Raw genomic sequence first — 17,475 nt, forward strand, 5'->3', positions numbered from 1 at the left:
GCGCGCATGAGCGAACACACCAAATCCCCCGTCCGTCTCCTGATCCACGGCGCCTCCGGGCGAATGGGCCAGGCCTTGTTGCGTCTGACCGCCGAGCGCGCGGACTTGAGCGTGGTCGCGGCGTACTCGCGTTCGCAGCCGCCGCAGCGGGTCATCGATGGGGTGCCGCATTTCGCCGTCGGCGAGCTGTCGGGCGCGCCGGAGTTCGACGTCGCCATCGATTTCAGCCTGCCGCAGGGCTTCGACCCGGTGCTGGCCTTGTGCGCCGCGCGCGGCAAGGCGTTGGTCTCGGGCACCACCGGGCTCAGTTCGGCGCAGAACGCCGCGATCAACGACGCCGCCAACGGCATCGCCGTGGTCTGGGCGGCGAACTACAGCCTCGGCGTGGCGGTGTTGACCGAACTGGTGCGTCGCGCCGCCGCGGCCCTGCCGGGTTGGGACTGCGACGTGGTCGAGGCCCATCACACCCGCAAGCTCGATGCGCCTTCCGGTACCGCCTTGCACCTCGGCGCGGCCGCGGCGATCGGCCGCGGCGAAGAGCCGCACTACGCCAGCCTGCGCGCCGGCGACATCGTCGGCGAGCACACCGTCCAGTTCGCCGCCGCCGGCGAGCGCCTGGAGCTGATCCACCGCGCCACGAATCGCGACATCTTCGCCCGCGGCGCGCTCGAAGCCGCGCTGCGCGTCGCCCACCAGGCGCCGGGGCGCTATGGGCTGGCCGAGCTGATGTTTCCGAATCTGTGATCGACCCGAAAGCCGCCGTCGGCAGCCCGGGCCTGGGCGGTGCGACCGCCTCAACGGGCCGTCGCGCCCGTCTCGGACCGGCCTGCCGGGGCCGGCGGAGCAGGGGGCCCAGGCTTCGTTCAGGCAGTTGCAGAGGGTTCGAAGCGCCCCAACCGCGATAAATCCGCGGCGAATGTCTCGCGCCGGCGCTGCCTGAACGGGCCCGGCCGCTGCGATCCGGGCAAATTTTAGCTGGCTTCCGGAGCCCATCGCCGCTAGAATTCCGGCTCGCCTGAATCCCGAACGCCGGACCGGTCCCGCACCGCGTCCGCGCTTTGCTGCAAGTCGGTTTTGCCGATGTCGCGCACGGGATCAGATCCTTCGGCAGCCAAGGCGACCCCCGTGACTCAACCCGCAATCCTCGCCCTCGAAGACGGTACCGTATTCGAGGGCGTTTCCGTAGGCGCGCCCGGCCTCAGTGTCGGCGAAGTCGTATTCAATACCGCGATCACCGGCTACCAGGAAATCCTCACCGATCCCTCGTACGCCCGCCAGTTGGTCACGCTGACCTATCCGCACGTCGGCAACACCGGCTGCACCGACCAGGACGACGAAGCGCGCCAGGTCTGGGCCTCGGGCCTGATCGTGCGCGACGTGCCGCGTCGTCCCAGCAACTGGCGCAGCCAGGTCGCGCTGCCGCAGTGGCTCAGCGAGCGCGGCGTGGTCGCCATTTCCGATATCGACACGCGCAAGCTGACCCGCTTGCTGCGCGACACCGGCGCCCAGAACGGCGCGCTGATGGCCGGCGAGATCGATGTCGCCAAGGCGCTCGAAGCCGCGCGCAAGTTCCCCGGCCTGAAGGGCATGGACCTGGCCAAGGAAGTCTGCACGCGCGAACGCTACGAGTGGACCGACGGCCAGCTCGACCTGGACCGCAACGCCTTCGTCAACGTCGAGCCGCGCTTCCACGTCGTCGCCTACGACTTCGGCGTGAAGCTCAACATCCTGCGCATGCTCGCCGAGCGCGGCTGCCGCGTCACCGTGGTGCCGGCGCAGACTCCGGCCGCCGAGGCGCTGGCGCTGAATCCGGACGGCGTATTCCTCTCCAACGGCCCCGGCGACCCGGAACCCTGCGATTACGCGATCGCCGCGATCAAGGAATTCGTCGCCAAGAAGATCCCGACCTTCGGCATCTGCCTGGGCCATCAGCTGCTCGGCCTGGCTTCGGGCGCGAAGACCCTGAAGATGAAGTTCGGCCACCACGGCGCCAACCATCCGGTCCAGGACCTCGATTCCGGCCGGGTGATGATCACCTCGCAGAACCACGGCTTCGCGGTCGACGAAGCTTCGCTGCCGTCCAACGTGCGCGTGACCCACCGCTCGCTGTTCGACGGCAGCAACCAGGGCATCGCCCTGACCGACGCGCCGGCCTTCAGCTTCCAGGGCCACCCGGAAGCCAGCCCGGGCCCGCACGACGTGTCGCCCTTGTTCGACCGGTTCGTTTCGATGCTCGAGCAGGCCAAGGCCTGATGAGCGCAGCGCCGGCCCAGCCGCCGCGCCGACGCCGCTGGCGTCTGCGTGCGTTGGCGGTGCTGGCCGCGCTCGCCGCGTATCCCGCCTTCGTGATGATCGCGGTGTATGCGCAGTGGTTCGCCGCGGCGCTGCCGGGCGGGCGCAACGGCCCGGCCGATGCGTACCGCCACAGCCTGGCCAGCGCGATCGTCGCCTACACCTTGTCGCCGCGTTGCGTCGATTGGGTGACCGCGGTGATGGAGCGGGGCGGCCAAGGCAACCCGAGCCGGGCGATGGATGCCCACAACAACCGGATCGGCGCGCGCCTCGGCGCCGCCGCTCCGACCTGGACCGCGATGCAGCGCGAAGTTCGCGCCGCGGTCGACCATGGGGCGATCGATGCACGATCGCCCGAGCAGATCACCTGGCGCGCGCCCGACGCGTGGCAGGACCGACTTTACTGAGGACGACATGCCCAAGCGTACCGACATCAAAACCGTCCTGATCATCGGCGCCGGCCCGATCGTGATCGGACAGGCCTGCGAATTCGACTACTCCGGCGCGCAGGCGTGCAAGGCGCTGCGCGACGAGGGCTACCGCGTCGTGTTGGTCAATTCGAACCCGGCCACGATCATGACCGACCCGAACATGGCCGACGCCGTGTACATCGAGCCGATCAACTGGCAGACGGTCGAGAAGATCATCGCCAAGGAAAAGCCCGACGCGCTGCTGCCGACCATGGGCGGCCAGACCGCGCTGAACTGCGCGCTGGACCTCGCCGACAACGGCGTGCTGGAGAAGTACAACGTCGAGCTGATCGGCGCCAAGCGCGACGCCATCCGCATGGCCGAAGACCGCGAGCTGTTCCGCATCGCGATGAGCGAGATCGGCCTGGAATGCCCGAAGGCCGAAGTCGCGCGCACTTTCGAGCAGGCGGTCGACATCCAGACCCGCGTCGGCTACCCGACCATCATCCGCCCGAGCTTCACCCTCGGCGGCACCGGCGGCGGCATCGCCTACAACAAGGAAGAGTTCGAGGAGATCGCCAAGCGCGGCCTGGAACTCTCGCCGGTGCATGAAATCCTGGTCGAAGAGTCGGTGCTGGGCTGGAAGGAATTCGAGATGGAAGTGGTTCGCGACACCGCGGACAACTGCATCATCGTCTGCTCGATCGAGAACTTCGACGCGATGGGCGTGCACACCGGCGACTCGATCACGGTCGCGCCGGCGCAGACCCTGACCGACAAGGAATACCAGCGCCTGCGCGATGCCTCGATCGCGGTGCTGCGCAAGATCGGCGTCGACACCGGCGGCTCCAACGTGCAGTTCGGCATTAACGCCCACGACGGCCGCGTCGTCGTCATCGAGATGAACCCGCGCGTGTCGCGTTCCTCGGCGCTGGCGTCCAAGGCCACCGGTTTCCCGATCGCCAAGATCGCCGCCAAGCTCGCCATCGGCTACACCCTGGACGAGTTGCGCAACGAGATCACCGGCGGCGCCACCCCGGCTTCGTTCGAGCCGAGCATCGACTACGTCGTCACCAAGATCCCGCGCTTCGCCTTCGAGAAATTCCCGCAGGCCGACGCCCGCCTGACCACGCAGATGAAGTCGGTCGGCGAAGTCATGGCGATGGGCCGCACCTTCCAGGAGTCGCTGCACAAGGCGCTGCGCGGCCTGGAAACCGGCAAGGTCGGCCTCGACCCGACCGGCCTGGACCTGAGCAGCGAAACCGACTTGACCAAGCTGCGCCGCGAACTGAAGGAGCCGGGCCCGGAGCGCATGTTCCACATCGGCGACGCCTTCCGCGCCGGCATGAGCGTCGAAGACGTGCACGCGCTGTCGTTCGTCGACCCGTGGTTCCTGGACCAGATCGAAGAGCTGATCGCCAGTGAACGCGAGATCGCCGAAGGCGGCCTGGGCGCGCTCGACAAGACCCGCATGCGCGCGATCAAGCGCATGGGCTTCTCGGATGCGCGCATCGCCCAGCTGACCGGCACCGACGAAACCGCGGTGCGCACCCTGCGCCGCGCCATCGGCGTGCGCCCGGTGTACAAGCGCGTCGACTCCTGCGCCGCCGAGTTCGCCACCAGCACCGCCTACATGTACTCGACCTACGAGGACGAGTGCGAAGCCGCGCCCAGCAACCGCGACAAGATCATCGTGCTCGGCGGCGGCCCGAACCGCATCGGCCAGGGCATCGAGTTCGACTACTGCTGCGTGCATGCCGCGCTCGCCCTGCGCGAGGACGGCTATGAAACCATCATGGTCAACTGCAACCCGGAGACGGTCTCGACCGACTACGACACCTCCGACCGCCTGTACTTCGAGCCGCTGACCCTGGAAGACGTGCTCGAGATCGCCGACCTCGAAAAGCCCAAGGGCGTGATCGTGCAGTACGGCGGCCAGACCCCGCTCAAGCTCGCGCGCGCGCTCGAAGCCAACGGCGTGCCGATCATCGGCACCACCCCGGACAGCATCGACCTGGCCGAGGACCGCGAGCGCTTCCAGCAACTGGTGCAGGAGCTGGGCCTGGCCCAGCCGATCAACCGCACCGCGCGCAACCCCGACGAGGCGCTGCTGCTGGCCAGCCAGATCGGTTACCCGATGGTGGTGCGCCCGAGCTACGTGCTCGGCGGCCGCGCCATGGAAATCGTCTACTCCGACGCCGACCTGACCCGTTACATCCGCGATGCGGTCAAGGTCTCCAACGATTCGCCGGTGCTGCTCGACCGCTTCCTCGACAACGCCGTCGAAGTGGACGTCGACATCATCGCCGACCGCGAAGGCCACGTGCTGATCGGCGGAGTGATGGAGCACATCGAGGAAGCCGGCGTGCACTCGGGCGACTCCTCGTGCTCGCTGCCGCCGTATTCGCTGTCGGCCGCCACCCAGGAACGCCTGCGCCAGCAAGTCGTGGCCCTGGCCAAGGCGCTCAAGGTGGTCGGCCTGATGAACACCCAGTTCGCGATCCAGACCGACGCCGAAGGCAACGACACGATCTTCCTGATCGAGGTCAACCCGCGTGCTTCGCGCACGGTGCCGTTCGTGTCCAAGGCCACCGGCATGGCGCTGGCGAAGATCGCCGCGCGCTGCATGGTCGGCCAGACCCTGGCTTCGCAGGGCGCGCTCGAAGAAATCGTCCCCGACTATTACTCGGTCAAGGAAGCGATCTTCCCGTTCGCCAAGTTCCAGGGCGTCGACCCGATCCTCGGGCCGGAGATGCGTTCGACCGGCGAGGTGATGGGCGTCGGCAAGAACTTCGGCGCGGCGATGGCGCGCGCGCAGGAAGCAGGCGGCATCAAGGCGCCGCCGGTCGGCAAGGCCTTCATCTCGGTGCGCGACCCGGACAAGCTGCGCGTGCTGCCGGTGGCGCAGGAACTGGTGCGCCGCGGCTATACGCTGGTCGCCACCAGCGGCACCCAGAGCTTCCTCAGCGAGAACGGCGTGACCTGCGAACTGGTCAACAAGGTCACCGAGGGGCGTCCGCACATCGTCGACCTGATCAAGAACGGCGAGATCGTCTATATCATCAACACCACCGAAGGCCGCCAGGCGATCTCGGACTCGTTCTCGATCCGCCGCGAGGCCCTGCAGCAGCGCGTGACTTACTCGACCACGGTGTCGGGCGCGCGCGCGCTGGTGAACTCGCTGGACTATCGCGGCACCGGCCCGGTCTGGTCGCTGCAGGAACTGCACGCGCAGATCGGCGCCGCCACGGCCTGATCGACCGCGGTCGATCCGAACGGCGGGCCCGGCGCTGACCGGGCCCGCCAGTCCCTTTCCCGCTCCGAGCGGGGCAGGGGACGCCCTCTCCATGGCCTGCCGCCGTCGCGGAAACCGGTGCCCCGTCACAAGGGTGTCAAGCGCGCGCGTTCCCGGCACAATGGGTCAACAATCAACTCGATCGGCCGGGACAGCCCGGTATGAGGAAGCTGGAATGAGAGCACCAATGACGGTGAAGGGTGCGCAGCGTCTGCGCGCCGAGCTGGAAGAACTGAAGTCGGTCAAGCGGCCGGCGGTCATCAACGCGATTTCGGAAGCGCGCGCCCACGGCGATCTCAAGGAGAACGCCGAATACCACGCCGCGCGCGAACAGCAGGGTTTCATCGAAGGCCGCATCAAGCAGCTCGAAGCCGAGCTGTCGCATGCCCAGGTCATCGACATCAGCCAGCTCAACGCCGGCTCCAAGGTCGTGTTCGGCGCCACCGTCGAGCTGGCCAACGTCGACACCGACGAAGAGCGCAAGTACCAGATCGTCGGCGACCTCGAAGCCGACATCAAACTCGGCCTGATCGCGATTTCCTCGCCGGTCGCGCGCGCCCTGATCGGCAAGAACGAAGGCGACAGCGTCGTCATCGAAGCGCCGGGCGGCACCCACGAGTACGAGATCGTCGGCGTCAGCTACGAAGGCTGACCGTGACCGGCATCCGCGCTCGCCGTGCATGAACCGCCGCGCATGAACAGCGCCACCCTGCTGTTGCCCGAACGGGCGCGTTTCGGCGGCCAGCGCCTGAGCGAGGCCTTCGGGCGCCGGCTCGGGCGCGCCGATCGCAGCGTCGAGGCCGGCGACCAGGCCGCGCGGGTGTTCGATATCCTGCCGCGTGGCTGGCCGGTCGCGGCGGTGACCCGCCAGCGCGACGCAGGCGATGCCATGCTCGGCGCCTGGTTGCGCGCCGATCCGGCCTATGTGCGTCCCGACATCAACGGCGCACGCCTGTTGGCTTATGGCGAGGCTTTGTCGCTGAGCGAGCGCGACAGCGCTGCGCTGCTGCCGGCCTTGAAACCTTTGTTCGGCGATGCCGGCTTTCCGATCGATGCGCCTACGCCGACGCGTTGGTATCTGGCGCTGTCGCGCGAAGCGCGTCTGCCGCGTTTCGCCTCGCCCGAGCGGGCGCTCGGCGAAGACATGTTCCAGCACCTGCCCGGCGTCGAAGGCGACGGCCCCGAAGGCCGCCGCTGGCGCGCCTTGCTCAGCGAGGCGCAGGTGCTGTTGCACAACCATCCGCACAACGCCCAGCGCATCGCCGCCGGGCTGGCGCCGATCAATTCGCTGTGGTTCTGGGGCGGCGGCGTATTGCCCGACCACGTCCGCAGCGAATACGGCGAAGTGCGCAGCGACGACGAGGCCCTGACCGCGTTCGGCGCCCAGGCCGGCATCGTCACCGGCGAACTGCCGTCGGCGTGGAGCGCGGGCGAGGGTGCGCGGCTGTTCGATCTGCGCGGCGCCCGCGACGTTACCCCCTTGCAACGCGACTGGTTCGAGCCGATAGGGCTCGCGCTGGATGCCGGCGCACTCGACCGCGTCAGCCTGGCCTTCGCCGACGGCGAACGTTTCGAGTTCGCGCGCTCGCAGCGCTGGCGCTTCTGGCGCAAGCCGCTGCGTTCCCTGCAGGATTGAACGACACGATGAAACCGGTCGCACGCTTGCGCCGCCGCGAACCGGTCGAAGCCGGGTCATGGCCGGACGCGATTCCGCCCTTGCTGCGCCGGGTCTACGCCGCGCGCGGCGCGACCAGCGTCGAACAGGCGCAGCCGCGGCTGACCCAGTTGCTTCCGCCCGACGGCATGCTCGGCCTGGATGCGGCGACCGCCTTGCTCGCCGAGGCGATCGCCGCCGATCGCCACATCGTCGTAGTCGGCGATTTCGACTGCGATGGCGCCACCGCCTGCGCGGTCGGCGTGCGCGGCCTGCGCATGCTCGGCGCCCGGCGTGTGTCGCACGCGGTGCCGAACCGCATCGTGCACGGCTACGGCCTGTCGCCGGCCCTGGTCGACGAACTCGCCGCGCTGCAACCCGAATTGCTCGTCACCGTCGACCACGGCATCGCCTGCCATGCCGGCATCGCCGCGGCGCGCGGGCGCGGCTGGCAGGTGCTGGTCACCGACCACCATCTGCCGGGCGAACATCTGCCGGCCGCCGATGCGATCGTCGACCCGAACCAACCCGGCGATGCCTTCCCGAGCAAGATGCTCGCCGGCGTCGGGGTGATGTTCTACGTGTTGCTGGCCTTGCGCCGGCGCCTGCGCGACGCCGGCGCCTTCGGCGACGGCAACGGCCCGGACCTGAGCGTGTTGCTCGACCTGGTCGCGGTCGGCACGGTCGCCGACCTGGTGCCGCTCGACGCCAATAACCGCGCCCTGGTCGCCGCCGGCCTGCGCCGTCTGCGTGCGGGGCAGGGCTGCGCCGGCCTGCGCGCGCTGATCGAAGTTTCGCAGCGCGATTACCGGCGGCTCACCGCGTCCGACATCGGTTACGCCCTGGCGCCCCGTCTGAACGCCGCCGGCCGCCTCGAAGACATGGCGCTCGGCATCGAATGCCTGCTGACCGAGAACGCCGCGCAGGCGCGCGACATCGCCTCCACCCTCAACGAGATCAACGCCGAACGCCGCGCGGTGCAGCAGCAGATGACCGACGAGGCCGAACTCGCCTTCGCCCGCGTTGCCATCGACGCCGCGGCGATGCCGATGGCCTTGTGCCTGTTCGACGGCGACTGGCATCCCGGCGTGGTCGGGCTGGTCGCCTCGAAGATGAAGGAGCGCCTGCACCGGCCGGTGATCGCGTTCGCGCCAGCCGAACCGGGCAGCACGCAATTGCGCGGTTCGGCGCGCTCGATCCCCGGCTTTCATATCCGCGACGCCCTGGCCGACGTCGCCGCGCAACACCCGGACCTGATCGAGCGATTCGGCGGACATGCGATGGCCGCCGGCCTGTCGCTGCGTCTGGACGCGTTCGACGCGTTCCGCGAGGCCTTCGACGCCTGCGCGCGCCGCATCCTGACCCCGGAGCTGCTGCAGGCCGACGTGCTCAGCGACGGCGAACTCGAAGTCGGCGAACTCGACCGCGTTCACGCCGAGTCCCTGCGCGACGGCGGCCCCTGGGGCCAAGGCTTCCCCGAGCCGGTTTTTTCCGGGAACTTCGAGGTTGTCAGCCATCGAGTGCTCAGCGAGAAGCACCTGAAGCTGGTGCTGCGGATGGAAGGCAGGGCGGAGCCCTTGAACGCCATCCATTTCAACGGTTGGGATGGAACGCCTCCGCCGAAGTACGTGTTGGCGGCATTCAAACTCGAGCCGGACGACTACCGGGGCGGGGACGCGATCCAGCTCAACGTGGTTTACCGGGAGTCGGTCTAAAGGTCGGTCAGACCGCTTCGCCCGGACACCCCTCTTTCAAGATCGTAGGTATCGCCATGCAAGTACATCTGTTTCGAGGGCCCGGGCGCGTCTTCGGCTTCACCAGCGATCTGTCCGGCGCCAATCTGCCTGCGCAGTTTGCCCCGTGGTCGCATTTCATGAGCGTGGAGATGCGGCAGGGCGAGCCCATGGCCGGTGTCGAAGTCGATGAGTGCCTCGCGGACATGCAGACCTTCGGCGTGCACGTCACCGACGCTCACGTCCGCATCACCGAGCAGGCAGTGCAGCACGGCGAACGCGCGTAGGTAATTCATGGCCTGCAGTTCGCGGCCTGATAGTCGTTCGAACGAAGCCGCTTCGCGGCTCGCCTAGCCCGGCAGGCGCCGGTATCCGGATGCGTGGTCGGCGCAGTTCACTCGGCCGGCACGTACACCGAGGTGCCGGCCAGGCTTTGCACGTGCGCCAGCGATGCCGGCACCAGGTCGCGCACGATGTCGCAGAAATTCATGTCCATCAGCCGCAGGGCGCGCCGGATCAGCAGCGGCGCCGGATGGCTGGGTTCGTAACGTTCCAGGTAGGCGCTGGCTTGTTCAAGGGCCAGGGCGACGTCGTCGCGCGAGCGGAATTCCAGCATCGCCGCGGCGGCCTGGCGTATGACGCGGTCGCCGCAGGCATCGGGGTGGAGATCGGGAGTCGTTTGCCCGTCGAGCGGCGCACTGGCATCCAGCACCACGTGGACGACGCGCAGCGGTGCCTCGATGGCGCTGAAATCCGGTACCAGGCTCGGGTCGAGCGCTTGCCCGACCCGGGCCTTGATCCGCGCGAGCACTGCAAGTATGTGCACGACCGCGAAGACCTCGGTTTGTCCGCTGGAACGCGCATCGCGCAGATCGACGGCCAGGCTGTTGCGCTCGACGCTGCAACCGCTCGGCAGGCTTGCGACGCGTGCCTCGACCAGCGCGCGCACGGTCTCGCGCAAGGTCAGCACGCCGTGGCGGTCGCGCAGCAGGGTCGCGTTGCGGATCGACTTGCCGATGCTCATCGCGTCGGCGATCGCGGCGATCGCGTACAGACGCGGCAACGGGTCGTAACGGCCGAGCACGTCGAGCCGCGGATGCACTTCCAGCCAATAGCGATCCAGCCATTCTTCGATCAGCTCCAAGCCCTTGGCGAACCCCGGCAAGCCATAGCGTTGCAACCAGGCATGGGTCAACAAGGCGGCGATGCGCAGATCCTTCGTGCGTGCCAACAGGCCGCAGGCCTCGCGTTCCACCGCAAGCCAATCGGGCGCCTCGGCGGCGAACACGAGTGCGTCCCAGGCAGGGGCTTCTCGGCCGGCCGCGATGCGCAGCAGGTCGAGATAGTCTTGCTCGTGATCGAGATTCTCTCCGCAAGGTCGATCGGGGGCGATCGGCCCGATCAGCGAAGACGCGCATTGGAGTGTGTCGAAAGGAAGCATCCCAACCGTCCTTAGTCCTTAGTGACGTGATTTGCTCGTTCGGCGATGAATGTTATGGATAGCAGCCATCCCGGAGTCTAACAACGACAGTGCCCGGCGGGTTCTGTAATGAGCTACTGCTGCATGGCCAATGTAATTCGCAGCACATTAGTAAGAGACTGAAGAACGACGGCTGCGTCAGTGCCGGCCGACATGACGGATCGTCCAGGTTCGGTAAGCGCGACGAACCGGGAAATTGCGTTTGTAGCGTGCATCGAACCTGGAAGCGAAGGGGGCGGGGCAAAAGCATGAATTCGTTGTGAATATGCCTTGGTGCACATTTGACGTTTCGGCACAGCGTCGTGGGGATCCGTTGCGCACTGTTCGTCGGAGCCGCGCTCGATACCTGCATGCCAAGTAAGGTGTTGAAGAGCAGCACGGTCGATGCACGCATCGGCATCTGCGATCGGCAAGATGCGGTTTCCGAGACTGGATGCAGCCGTCCGATGCGACCGCTCAGCCCGCGTCATTCGTTCGTGTACGCTCTGTCGATGTCCGTGCTTACGACGACAGCCCCGCGATTACTTCATGTGCGATGCCGTGTTCGGCGAGCCGCCGCGCCAGCGCATCGCCGGGCGCTGTGCGATAGGCATCGCCGGGTTGCAGGCACACCACGCAGTCGCCGGCTTCGACGTGGCGGAGTAATAACTGCCATTGCTGCTCCGCATCGGCCGGCAGCGGCCGGCGCGGGGCGTCGCGCCGCGCCAGCACCAACACCGCTGCGGCGACCGCGGGGCCGTACAACAGCACATCGGCCTGATTGAGCGCACGCAACGCGCGCAAGGTCAGTTGTCCGGCGTCGCCGCTGCCGGTGCCGACCAGCAGCACCGAACCGGTGCGCGAGACCGCGTCGCTGTGCTGCAGAGCCGACCGGAACGACTGTTCGGCCTGCTCGCTTTCGCCGCGTTCGAGCAAACCGGGCACCGGGCCGTCGAGCACCTGGTCGAACCATCGTCGCCGTTGCGGCAACTGCGGCAGCGCCTGGCGAATCGCGTCGCGGTGGCGTTCGAACAGGCCGGCGAGTTCGCCGAGCGAGGGATCGAGCTGCGACTCCAGCCGCTCGCGCAGGCGCCGGGCCAGCATCGGCGCGGCGCCGCCGGAGGAAATGGCGACCTGCAAAGGCGCGCGGTCGACCAGGGCCGGGATCTGGAAGCTCGACAGGGCGGCGTCGTCGACGATATTGGCCAGGCGCTTGCGGCGTCCGGCCTCGTCGGCGAGGCGTCGATTGAAGGCGTGGTCGTCGGTGGCCGCAATCAGCAGCCAGGCCTGGTCGATCCAGTCCGGGTCGAACGCCCCCTCGCGCCGGCTCAGCCGGCCCTCGTCCAGCCACTGCTGGAGGGTTTCGTGGAGCGCATGGGCATGCACCTCGACCCGCGCCCCGGCCTGCAGCAGGGCCTCGATCTTGCGGGTGGCGACCTCGCCGCCGCCGATCACCAGGACCTCGCGGCCGGACAGGTTGGCGAACAGGGGAAACAGCGCCATGCGGGTTCCTGGAGACGGCGGGGGCGGCTCGCGGCCGCTCATGTTGCATGGCAACATGGGGTCGAACTTCGCCAGCCAGGGCTGCAATGCTACGCGTCCTCTTGGTCACCGACACCGACAAGCCGATCGGCCAGCTGCGCGCCGCGCTGCTGGCGGCCGGGCACGAGGTGTTGGACGAAGTGGCCGCCACCGGCGCCTTGCTGCGGGCGGTGGAGACGCAGCAGCCGGACGTGGTGATCGTCGATGTCGACTCGCCCTCGCGCGATTCGCTGGAACAGCTGGCGATGCTGCACCAGCACGCGCCGCGGCCGGTGGTGATGTTTTCCGCCGACGGCGACCACCAGCTGATCCGCGCCGCGGTCGGCGCCGGCGTCACCGCTTACGTGGTCGACGGACTGGCCCCGGAACGGCTGGCTTCGATCATCGAGGTGGCGCTGGCGCGCTTCGAGCAGCAACTGCATATCCGCCGTCGGCTCGATGACGTCCAGCAGCAGTTGCTCGACCGCAAGCTGATCGACCGCGCCAAGGGCCTGTTGATGGAGAAGCGCGGCATGAGCGAAAGCGAGGCCTACGCCGCGCTGCGCCAGCAGGCGATGCGGCAGGGCGCCAAGCTGGTCGACGTGGCGCGCCAGATCATCGCCATGGCCGACCTGATCGGATGAGGGCCGCATGACTATCGACGACGACGTGCCGACGCTGACCCTGGGCTACATGCCCCTGATCGATTGCGCGCCGCTGATCGCGGCGGTGCGGCTGGGGCTGGACCGGCGCCACGGCCTGCGCCTGGTGTTGCGGCGGCAGGCCTCGTGGGCGGCCATCCGCGACAAACTGCTGTCCGGCGAACTCGACGCCGCGCATGCGCTCGCCGGCCTGGTCTACGGCATCGATGCCGGCATCGCCGGGCCGCAGGCCGATCTGGCGATCCTGTTGACCCTCAACCAGAACGGCCAGGCCATCACTTTGTCGCAGCCATTGGCGCAGGGCCTCGCCGCGGGCCGGCCGTTGCGCGAACTGTTGGCCGAGCTGCCGAGGCGGCCGGTGTTCGCTCAGACCTTCCCCACCGGCACCCACGCGATGTGGCTGTACTACTGGCTCGCCGCGCAGGGCGTGGACCCGCTGCGCGACGTCCGCAGCCAGACCCTGCCGCCGCCGCAGATGCCGGCGGCGCTTGCCGATGGCGAGCTCGATGGGTACTGCGCCGGCGAACCCTGGGCGACCCAGGCCGAGGCGCTTGGCGTCGGCCGGCTGGCGATCCGCAGCGGCCAACTGTGGTCGGGGCACCCGGAGAAGGTATTGGCCTGCCGGCGCGAGTTCGCCGCCTTGCAGCCGGAGCTCGCGTTCGCCTTGACCGCAACTTTGCTCGACGCCTGCCGTTGGCTCGACGAGGCCGAGCACCGACGGCAAGCGGTGGCATGGCTGGCGCAGCCGGAGGTGATCGGTTTGCCTGCCGCGTTGATCGAAGCCTGTCTGTTGCCGGGCGGCGCCATCGACGCCAGCGACAGCGGCCTGCGTTTCCACGACGACGGCCGGGTCAACTTCCCCTGGCTGTCGGACGGGCGCTGGTTTCTGCAGCAATTCCGCCGCTGGGGTTGGTTGGCACCGGCGCAGCCGGGCGAAGACGCGACCCGGCTAGGCAACATCCACCGCCTCGACACTTATCGCGAGGCGGCGCAGCGATTGCAGGTCGCGGTGCCGGCCGTGGACAGCCGCCGCAGCCTGCTGTTCGATGGAACGGTCTGGGAATAGCGCCGACCCACGCGGCCGTGGGTCGAAGCGGTGCGGCCTCAGCCGCCGCCGCGCACGCGCAGGGTCAGGCCCTTGAGGAAGTTGCGCAGCAGCTGATCGCCGCAGAGGCGGAAATTCTTGTGGTCGGCCTGGCGGAACAACGCGGTCAGCTCGGGCTTGGAAATCGGGAAGCCGGCATCCTGGAAGGCCTGGTGCATGTCGACGTCCTTCAATTCGAAGGCGACCCGCAGCTTCTTCAACACCACGTTGTTGGTGACGCGTTTTTCCACCGGGCGCTGCGGCTGGCTTTCGTCGCGGCCGCGGTAGTGGAACACCAGCCCGTCGAGGAAATGCGCGAGCACCAGGTTGCTGCATTCGGCATAGCCTTCCTCGTCCTCCTTCTTCAGGAACGCCAGGATGTCGGCCTTTTCCAGGGCCAGGTTCGGGTCGGCCAGCTTGGCGATCTCGACGACTTTGAGGTCGCTGAGGTCGAGCATGTAGCGGATGCTGCGCAGTACGTCGTTGTTGATCATCGGTGTTCCATGGCGCCGCGCCTGGAGCAGGCAAAGGCGGAGCGCGAGTCGGGTTCGGGGTCTTTCGTGGTGCAGGCGGCGACGGGCGCGAGGCCGGGGCAGCCGCTGGAAAGTCGTGGGTGGGCCATTTTGGCATTCCTGGGCGCGCAGGGGTGAACGGGGGCGTTCAGCCAGTTGGGCGGTCGACGCGGCGGCAGCGCGACGGCATCGTCTTCTGCAGCAAATCCCGCAGCGGCCTGGCGCTGGACCGCATCGTCCGCCTGTGGACGGCGAATGCGACCCAGGCCGATGCGGCGACGCGCTGTAAGAAATAGCCGGCGGCGACGGAGCGAATTTGCGCGCGTGGGTAGTCAGTCGGCGATTGCCGACAACTGCGAATACGAAGTTGTCGGCGAGCGCGCCAACGAGGCGCGCCAATCCAGCAGGTCGGCGAATTCGTCCGCTAGCTGCGGGTCGCTCCAGCAGCGGCGGTGGGCCGGGCCGAGCGGGGGTTCGGTCCGCGCGCTCGGGGCGATGCCTTCGAGCACGACCGCCATGGTGATGTCGGCATAGCCGAAGCGCTCGAACAGATAGCCGGAGCCGGAGCGATGCAATCCTTCGCGCAGTCGTTCGAGTGCGCGCCGCAGGGAGCCGGTGACGAGCAGGTGCCGATACTTGCGATCGAGCCGGCGCGCGGCATCGCGGGCGACGAAGCGCAGCGGTGGGCGCAAGGGCGCCGGCAGCAGGCCGGCCAGGGCTTCGTCGAGGGCAAGGGAGCTGGCGAGCACGCCGCGCACGACGCGGGTGCGGATCTCCGCAAGCGCGGCTTCGCTGAGCTGGTTCCAGGCTTCGATCGCGGCGAAATCGCCCAGACGGCCGTCGCCAGCGTGGGTATCAGCATGGCGGGCGATGTCCCAAGAGCCGCGCACGACCTGCACATCAGTCAGCAGCACCGGCACCGAAACCGCGCCGGTCCATTGCCGCATTCGCCAGCGCAGCCAGGGCTCGCTGAGGGTGGGGGTGTATTCGCGATAGCCGAAAGGCAGGCCGCAGTGCTCCAGCGCCCAGCGCGCCTTCTGCGTCCACGGCGAAAACGATTCGCCGACCAAGGTCACTGCCGGATCTGCCTGCATGCCTTGCTCCCGCCCGGATGGCATCGGTTGAACCTTGCACGATCCAGCATCGCACGGTTTGAAACGGTGACCTCTACCGCCTTTCCTTACGCAGGCGCAGAGGTCGCATCTTCGCCGCGCGTCGGGTTTGTCCGACTGCGACTGGATGGGTGGCCGAGCCCCCGAATGGCCTCGCAGCTTCGGCCTTAATGGCCCTGTTTCGCCCTGCGCGGCGCCGCTATTTTTTCGGCAGGCACAGGAGGGCAGTCGAATGAAGCGGATCGGTTACGCGCTCGGCGCCGCACTATTGGCGGCGGCAATGGTCATCGCACCGATGGCGATGGCGATGCAGGACACGCCCAAGACGACGAAGCCGGCCGATCTGTCCGGCCTGCGCGACTTCGATTTCTTGAACGGCCACTGGAAGACCAAGCACCGCCGGCTCAAGCAGCGCTTCGTCGGCAGCAGCGAATGGATCGAGTTCGACGGCAGCTTCAGCCAGCGCCCGTTGATGGACGGGTGGGGCAACACCGGCGACAACGTCTTCAACATGCCGGGCGGCACCTATCGCGGCGTAAGCCTGCGCGCCTACGACGCCCAGACCGGCCAGTGGGCGGTGTGGTGGCTCGACGGCCGCAACCCCGGCGACGACCTGAGTCCGCCGAACAAGGGCCGCTTCGAGCACGGCCTCGGGCGTTTCTTCGCCAAGGACACGATGCAAGGCAAATCGGTGCTGGTGCGGGTGACCTGGTCGCAGCCCAGCCCGGATGCGCCGCGTTGGGAGCAGGCGTTCTCGATCGATGGCGGCAAGACCTGGGAGCTCAACTGGGTCACCGATTTCGTCCGCGTCGATACCAAGACCGCCGCGGCCGACTGAGCCAGCGCCATCCCTTGCCAGGTTTCCTCACGAAGACAACGTTCATGACCGATTCGATCGATCGCCGCCGCCTGTTGCAATTGTCGCTCGCGACGGTTCCTGCCTTGATGCTGCTCGGTACCACCGCCGGCGCCGAAGAGGTTACGAAGGCGAATGCAAGCCGCGCCGGCGCCGAACGCGACTTCGATTTCTTTCTCGGCAGCTGGGACGTCAAACATCGTCGCCTCAAGCAACGATTGGCGGGCAATAACGACTGGGAGGAATTCGACGGCAGCACCCGCTGTCAGTCCCTGCTGGGAGGCATCGCCAATATCAACGACAGCGTGTCCTATCGCGCCGGCGGCGTGTACCGTGGCATGGGCTTGCGCGCGTTCGATGCCAAGACCCAGACCTGGGCCGACTGGTGGCTCGACGGCCGCAACCCGGTGAAGATCGACACGCCGGGCATCGGACGATTCGAAGGCCGTGTCGGCACCTTCTTTTCCGAGGACCTCCACGACGGCAAGCCGGTACGGGTGCGCGGTGTGTTCACCCACCTCGGCGACAGCCGCATGCAGTGGGAGCAGGCGTTCTCGCCCGACGGCGGTGCGACCTGGGAGACCAACTGGGTGATGCGCTATACGCGGACCGGGTGAGGCGAGGGAAGAATTCTCGTCGTCTGCGAGTAGGTCTACGATCTGTTCGATGGTGTCTTGGCCGTCGCGATCGAGACTTCGGCGAATCATGCGGAACCAGCGCCGATCGTATTCGGCGCTGCTTGGCCGTTTATGCGACGGCTGCTTGCGGCTGATTCCACATTGCGACACAGGTGCAGTAGCGTGCATCTGTCGAGCGATCACGTATGACCCGTGCGCAGTCATCGGCCGCGATGTCGCAGTGAATCTGCATTCGCATTAGCAATGA

16 protein-coding genes are annotated in these 17,475 nt (G+C 67.8%); 11 read left to right on the forward strand and 5 right to left on the reverse strand.

Annotated elements, in window-relative coordinates:
• Positions 1-6 precede the first annotated feature (6 nt).
• From dapB to recJ, 7 genes are all read left to right on the forward strand, one after another.
• Complete coding sequence (gene dapB, locus GLA29479_RS07790) at positions 7-744, forward strand: 4-hydroxy-tetrahydrodipicolinate reductase (protein ID WP_082638391.1); 738 nt, start codon at positions 7-9, stop codon at positions 742-744.
• Between the two features lie 381 nt (positions 745-1,125).
• A complete protein-coding gene (carA, locus tag GLA29479_RS07795; protein WP_057971260.1) occupies positions 1,126-2,253 on the forward strand; it encodes a glutamine-hydrolyzing carbamoyl-phosphate synthase small subunit in 1,128 nt (375 codons plus the stop codon).
• Positions 2,253-2,699: a DUF6973 domain-containing protein gene (locus tag GLA29479_RS07800; protein ID WP_031372728.1), complete on the forward strand. Its 447-nt coding sequence runs from the start codon at positions 2,253-2,255 to the stop codon at positions 2,697-2,699. Before carA ends, GLA29479_RS07800 begins: the two co-directional genes overlap by 1 nt.
• Before the next feature lie 7 nt (positions 2,700-2,706).
• On the forward strand, positions 2,707-5,958 hold the full coding sequence (carB, locus tag GLA29479_RS07805; protein WP_057971261.1) for a carbamoyl-phosphate synthase large subunit: 3,252 nt from the start codon (positions 2,707-2,709) through the stop codon (positions 5,956-5,958).
• A gap of 214 nt (positions 5,959-6,172) precedes the next feature.
• Positions 6,173-6,649: a transcription elongation factor GreA gene (gene greA / locus GLA29479_RS07810; protein WP_036149007.1), complete on the forward strand. Its 477-nt coding sequence runs from the start codon at positions 6,173-6,175 to the stop codon at positions 6,647-6,649.
• Between the two features lie 42 nt (positions 6,650-6,691).
• Positions 6,692-7,633, forward strand: a complete 942-nt coding sequence (locus GLA29479_RS07815; RefSeq protein WP_057971262.1) for a hypothetical protein — start codon at positions 6,692-6,694, stop codon at positions 7,631-7,633.
• Positions 7,634-7,641: 8 nt separating this feature from the next.
• Positions 7,642-9,366, forward strand: coding sequence for a single-stranded-DNA-specific exonuclease RecJ (recJ, locus tag GLA29479_RS07820; RefSeq protein ID WP_057918153.1), 1,725 nt, complete (start codon positions 7,642-7,644; stop codon positions 9,364-9,366).
• On the opposite strand, the gene GLA29479_RS24405 is transcribed toward recJ, so the two are convergent.
• From GLA29479_RS24405 to GLA29479_RS07835, 3 genes are all read right to left on the reverse strand, one after another.
• Entirely contained in the window at positions 9,363-9,680 is a 318-nt protein-coding gene (locus GLA29479_RS24405; RefSeq protein ID WP_144436404.1) for a hypothetical protein, read from the reverse strand. The genes recJ and GLA29479_RS24405 overlap by 4 nt on opposite strands.
• Before the next feature lie 98 nt (positions 9,681-9,778).
• Positions 9,779-10,825 carry a type VI secretion system protein TssA gene (gene tssA, locus GLA29479_RS07830; protein ID WP_057971263.1) on the reverse strand — a complete coding sequence of 349 codons (1,047 nt, stop codon included), beginning with the start codon at positions 10,823-10,825 and terminating at the stop codon, positions 9,779-9,781.
• Positions 10,826-11,365: 540 nt separating this feature from the next.
• Positions 11,366-12,346: a siroheme synthase gene (locus GLA29479_RS07835; protein WP_057971264.1), complete on the reverse strand. Its 981-nt coding sequence runs from the start codon at positions 12,344-12,346 to the stop codon at positions 11,366-11,368.
• 86 nt (positions 12,347-12,432) lie between these two features.
• Here GLA29479_RS07835 and GLA29479_RS07840 point away from each other — a divergent pair, with 86 nt between their 5' ends.
• Together GLA29479_RS07840 and GLA29479_RS07845 are read left to right on the forward strand one after the other, a co-directional pair.
• Entirely contained in the window at positions 12,433-13,008 is a 576-nt protein-coding gene (locus GLA29479_RS07840; protein WP_057971265.1) for an ANTAR domain-containing response regulator, read from the forward strand.
• 7 nt (positions 13,009-13,015) lie between these two features.
• Positions 13,016-14,092, forward strand: coding sequence for a CmpA/NrtA family ABC transporter substrate-binding protein (locus GLA29479_RS07845; RefSeq protein ID WP_057971266.1), 1,077 nt, complete (start codon positions 13,016-13,018; stop codon positions 14,090-14,092).
• Positions 14,093-14,130: 38 nt separating this feature from the next.
• Here the strand turns inward: GLA29479_RS07845 and GLA29479_RS07850 are convergent, their stop codons facing one another.
• Entirely contained in the window at positions 14,131-14,604 is a 474-nt protein-coding gene (locus GLA29479_RS07850) for a YehS family protein (protein ID WP_031372738.1), read from the reverse strand.
• Positions 14,605-14,954: 350 nt separating this feature from the next.
• A complete protein-coding gene (locus GLA29479_RS07855) occupies positions 14,955-15,716 on the reverse strand; it encodes a glutathione S-transferase N-terminal domain-containing protein (protein WP_057971267.1) in 762 nt (253 codons plus the stop codon).
• A gap of 250 nt (positions 15,717-15,966) precedes the next feature.
• Between GLA29479_RS07855 and GLA29479_RS07860 the strand changes: the two genes are divergently transcribed.
• Both GLA29479_RS07860 and GLA29479_RS07865 read left to right on the forward strand, forming a co-directional pair.
• A complete protein-coding gene (locus tag GLA29479_RS07860) occupies positions 15,967-16,572 on the forward strand; it encodes a hypothetical protein (RefSeq protein ID WP_211265041.1) in 606 nt (201 codons plus the stop codon).
• A 44-nt stretch (positions 16,573-16,616) separates the two neighbouring features.
• A complete protein-coding gene (locus GLA29479_RS07865) occupies positions 16,617-17,207 on the forward strand; it encodes a hypothetical protein (protein WP_211265042.1) in 591 nt (196 codons plus the stop codon).
• Positions 17,208-17,475 lie beyond the last annotated feature (268 nt).

It is taken from the genome of Lysobacter antibioticus (assembly GCF_001442535.1).
GTDB classification, from domain to species: Bacteria; Pseudomonadota; Gammaproteobacteria; order Xanthomonadales; family Xanthomonadaceae; genus Lysobacter; species Lysobacter antibioticus.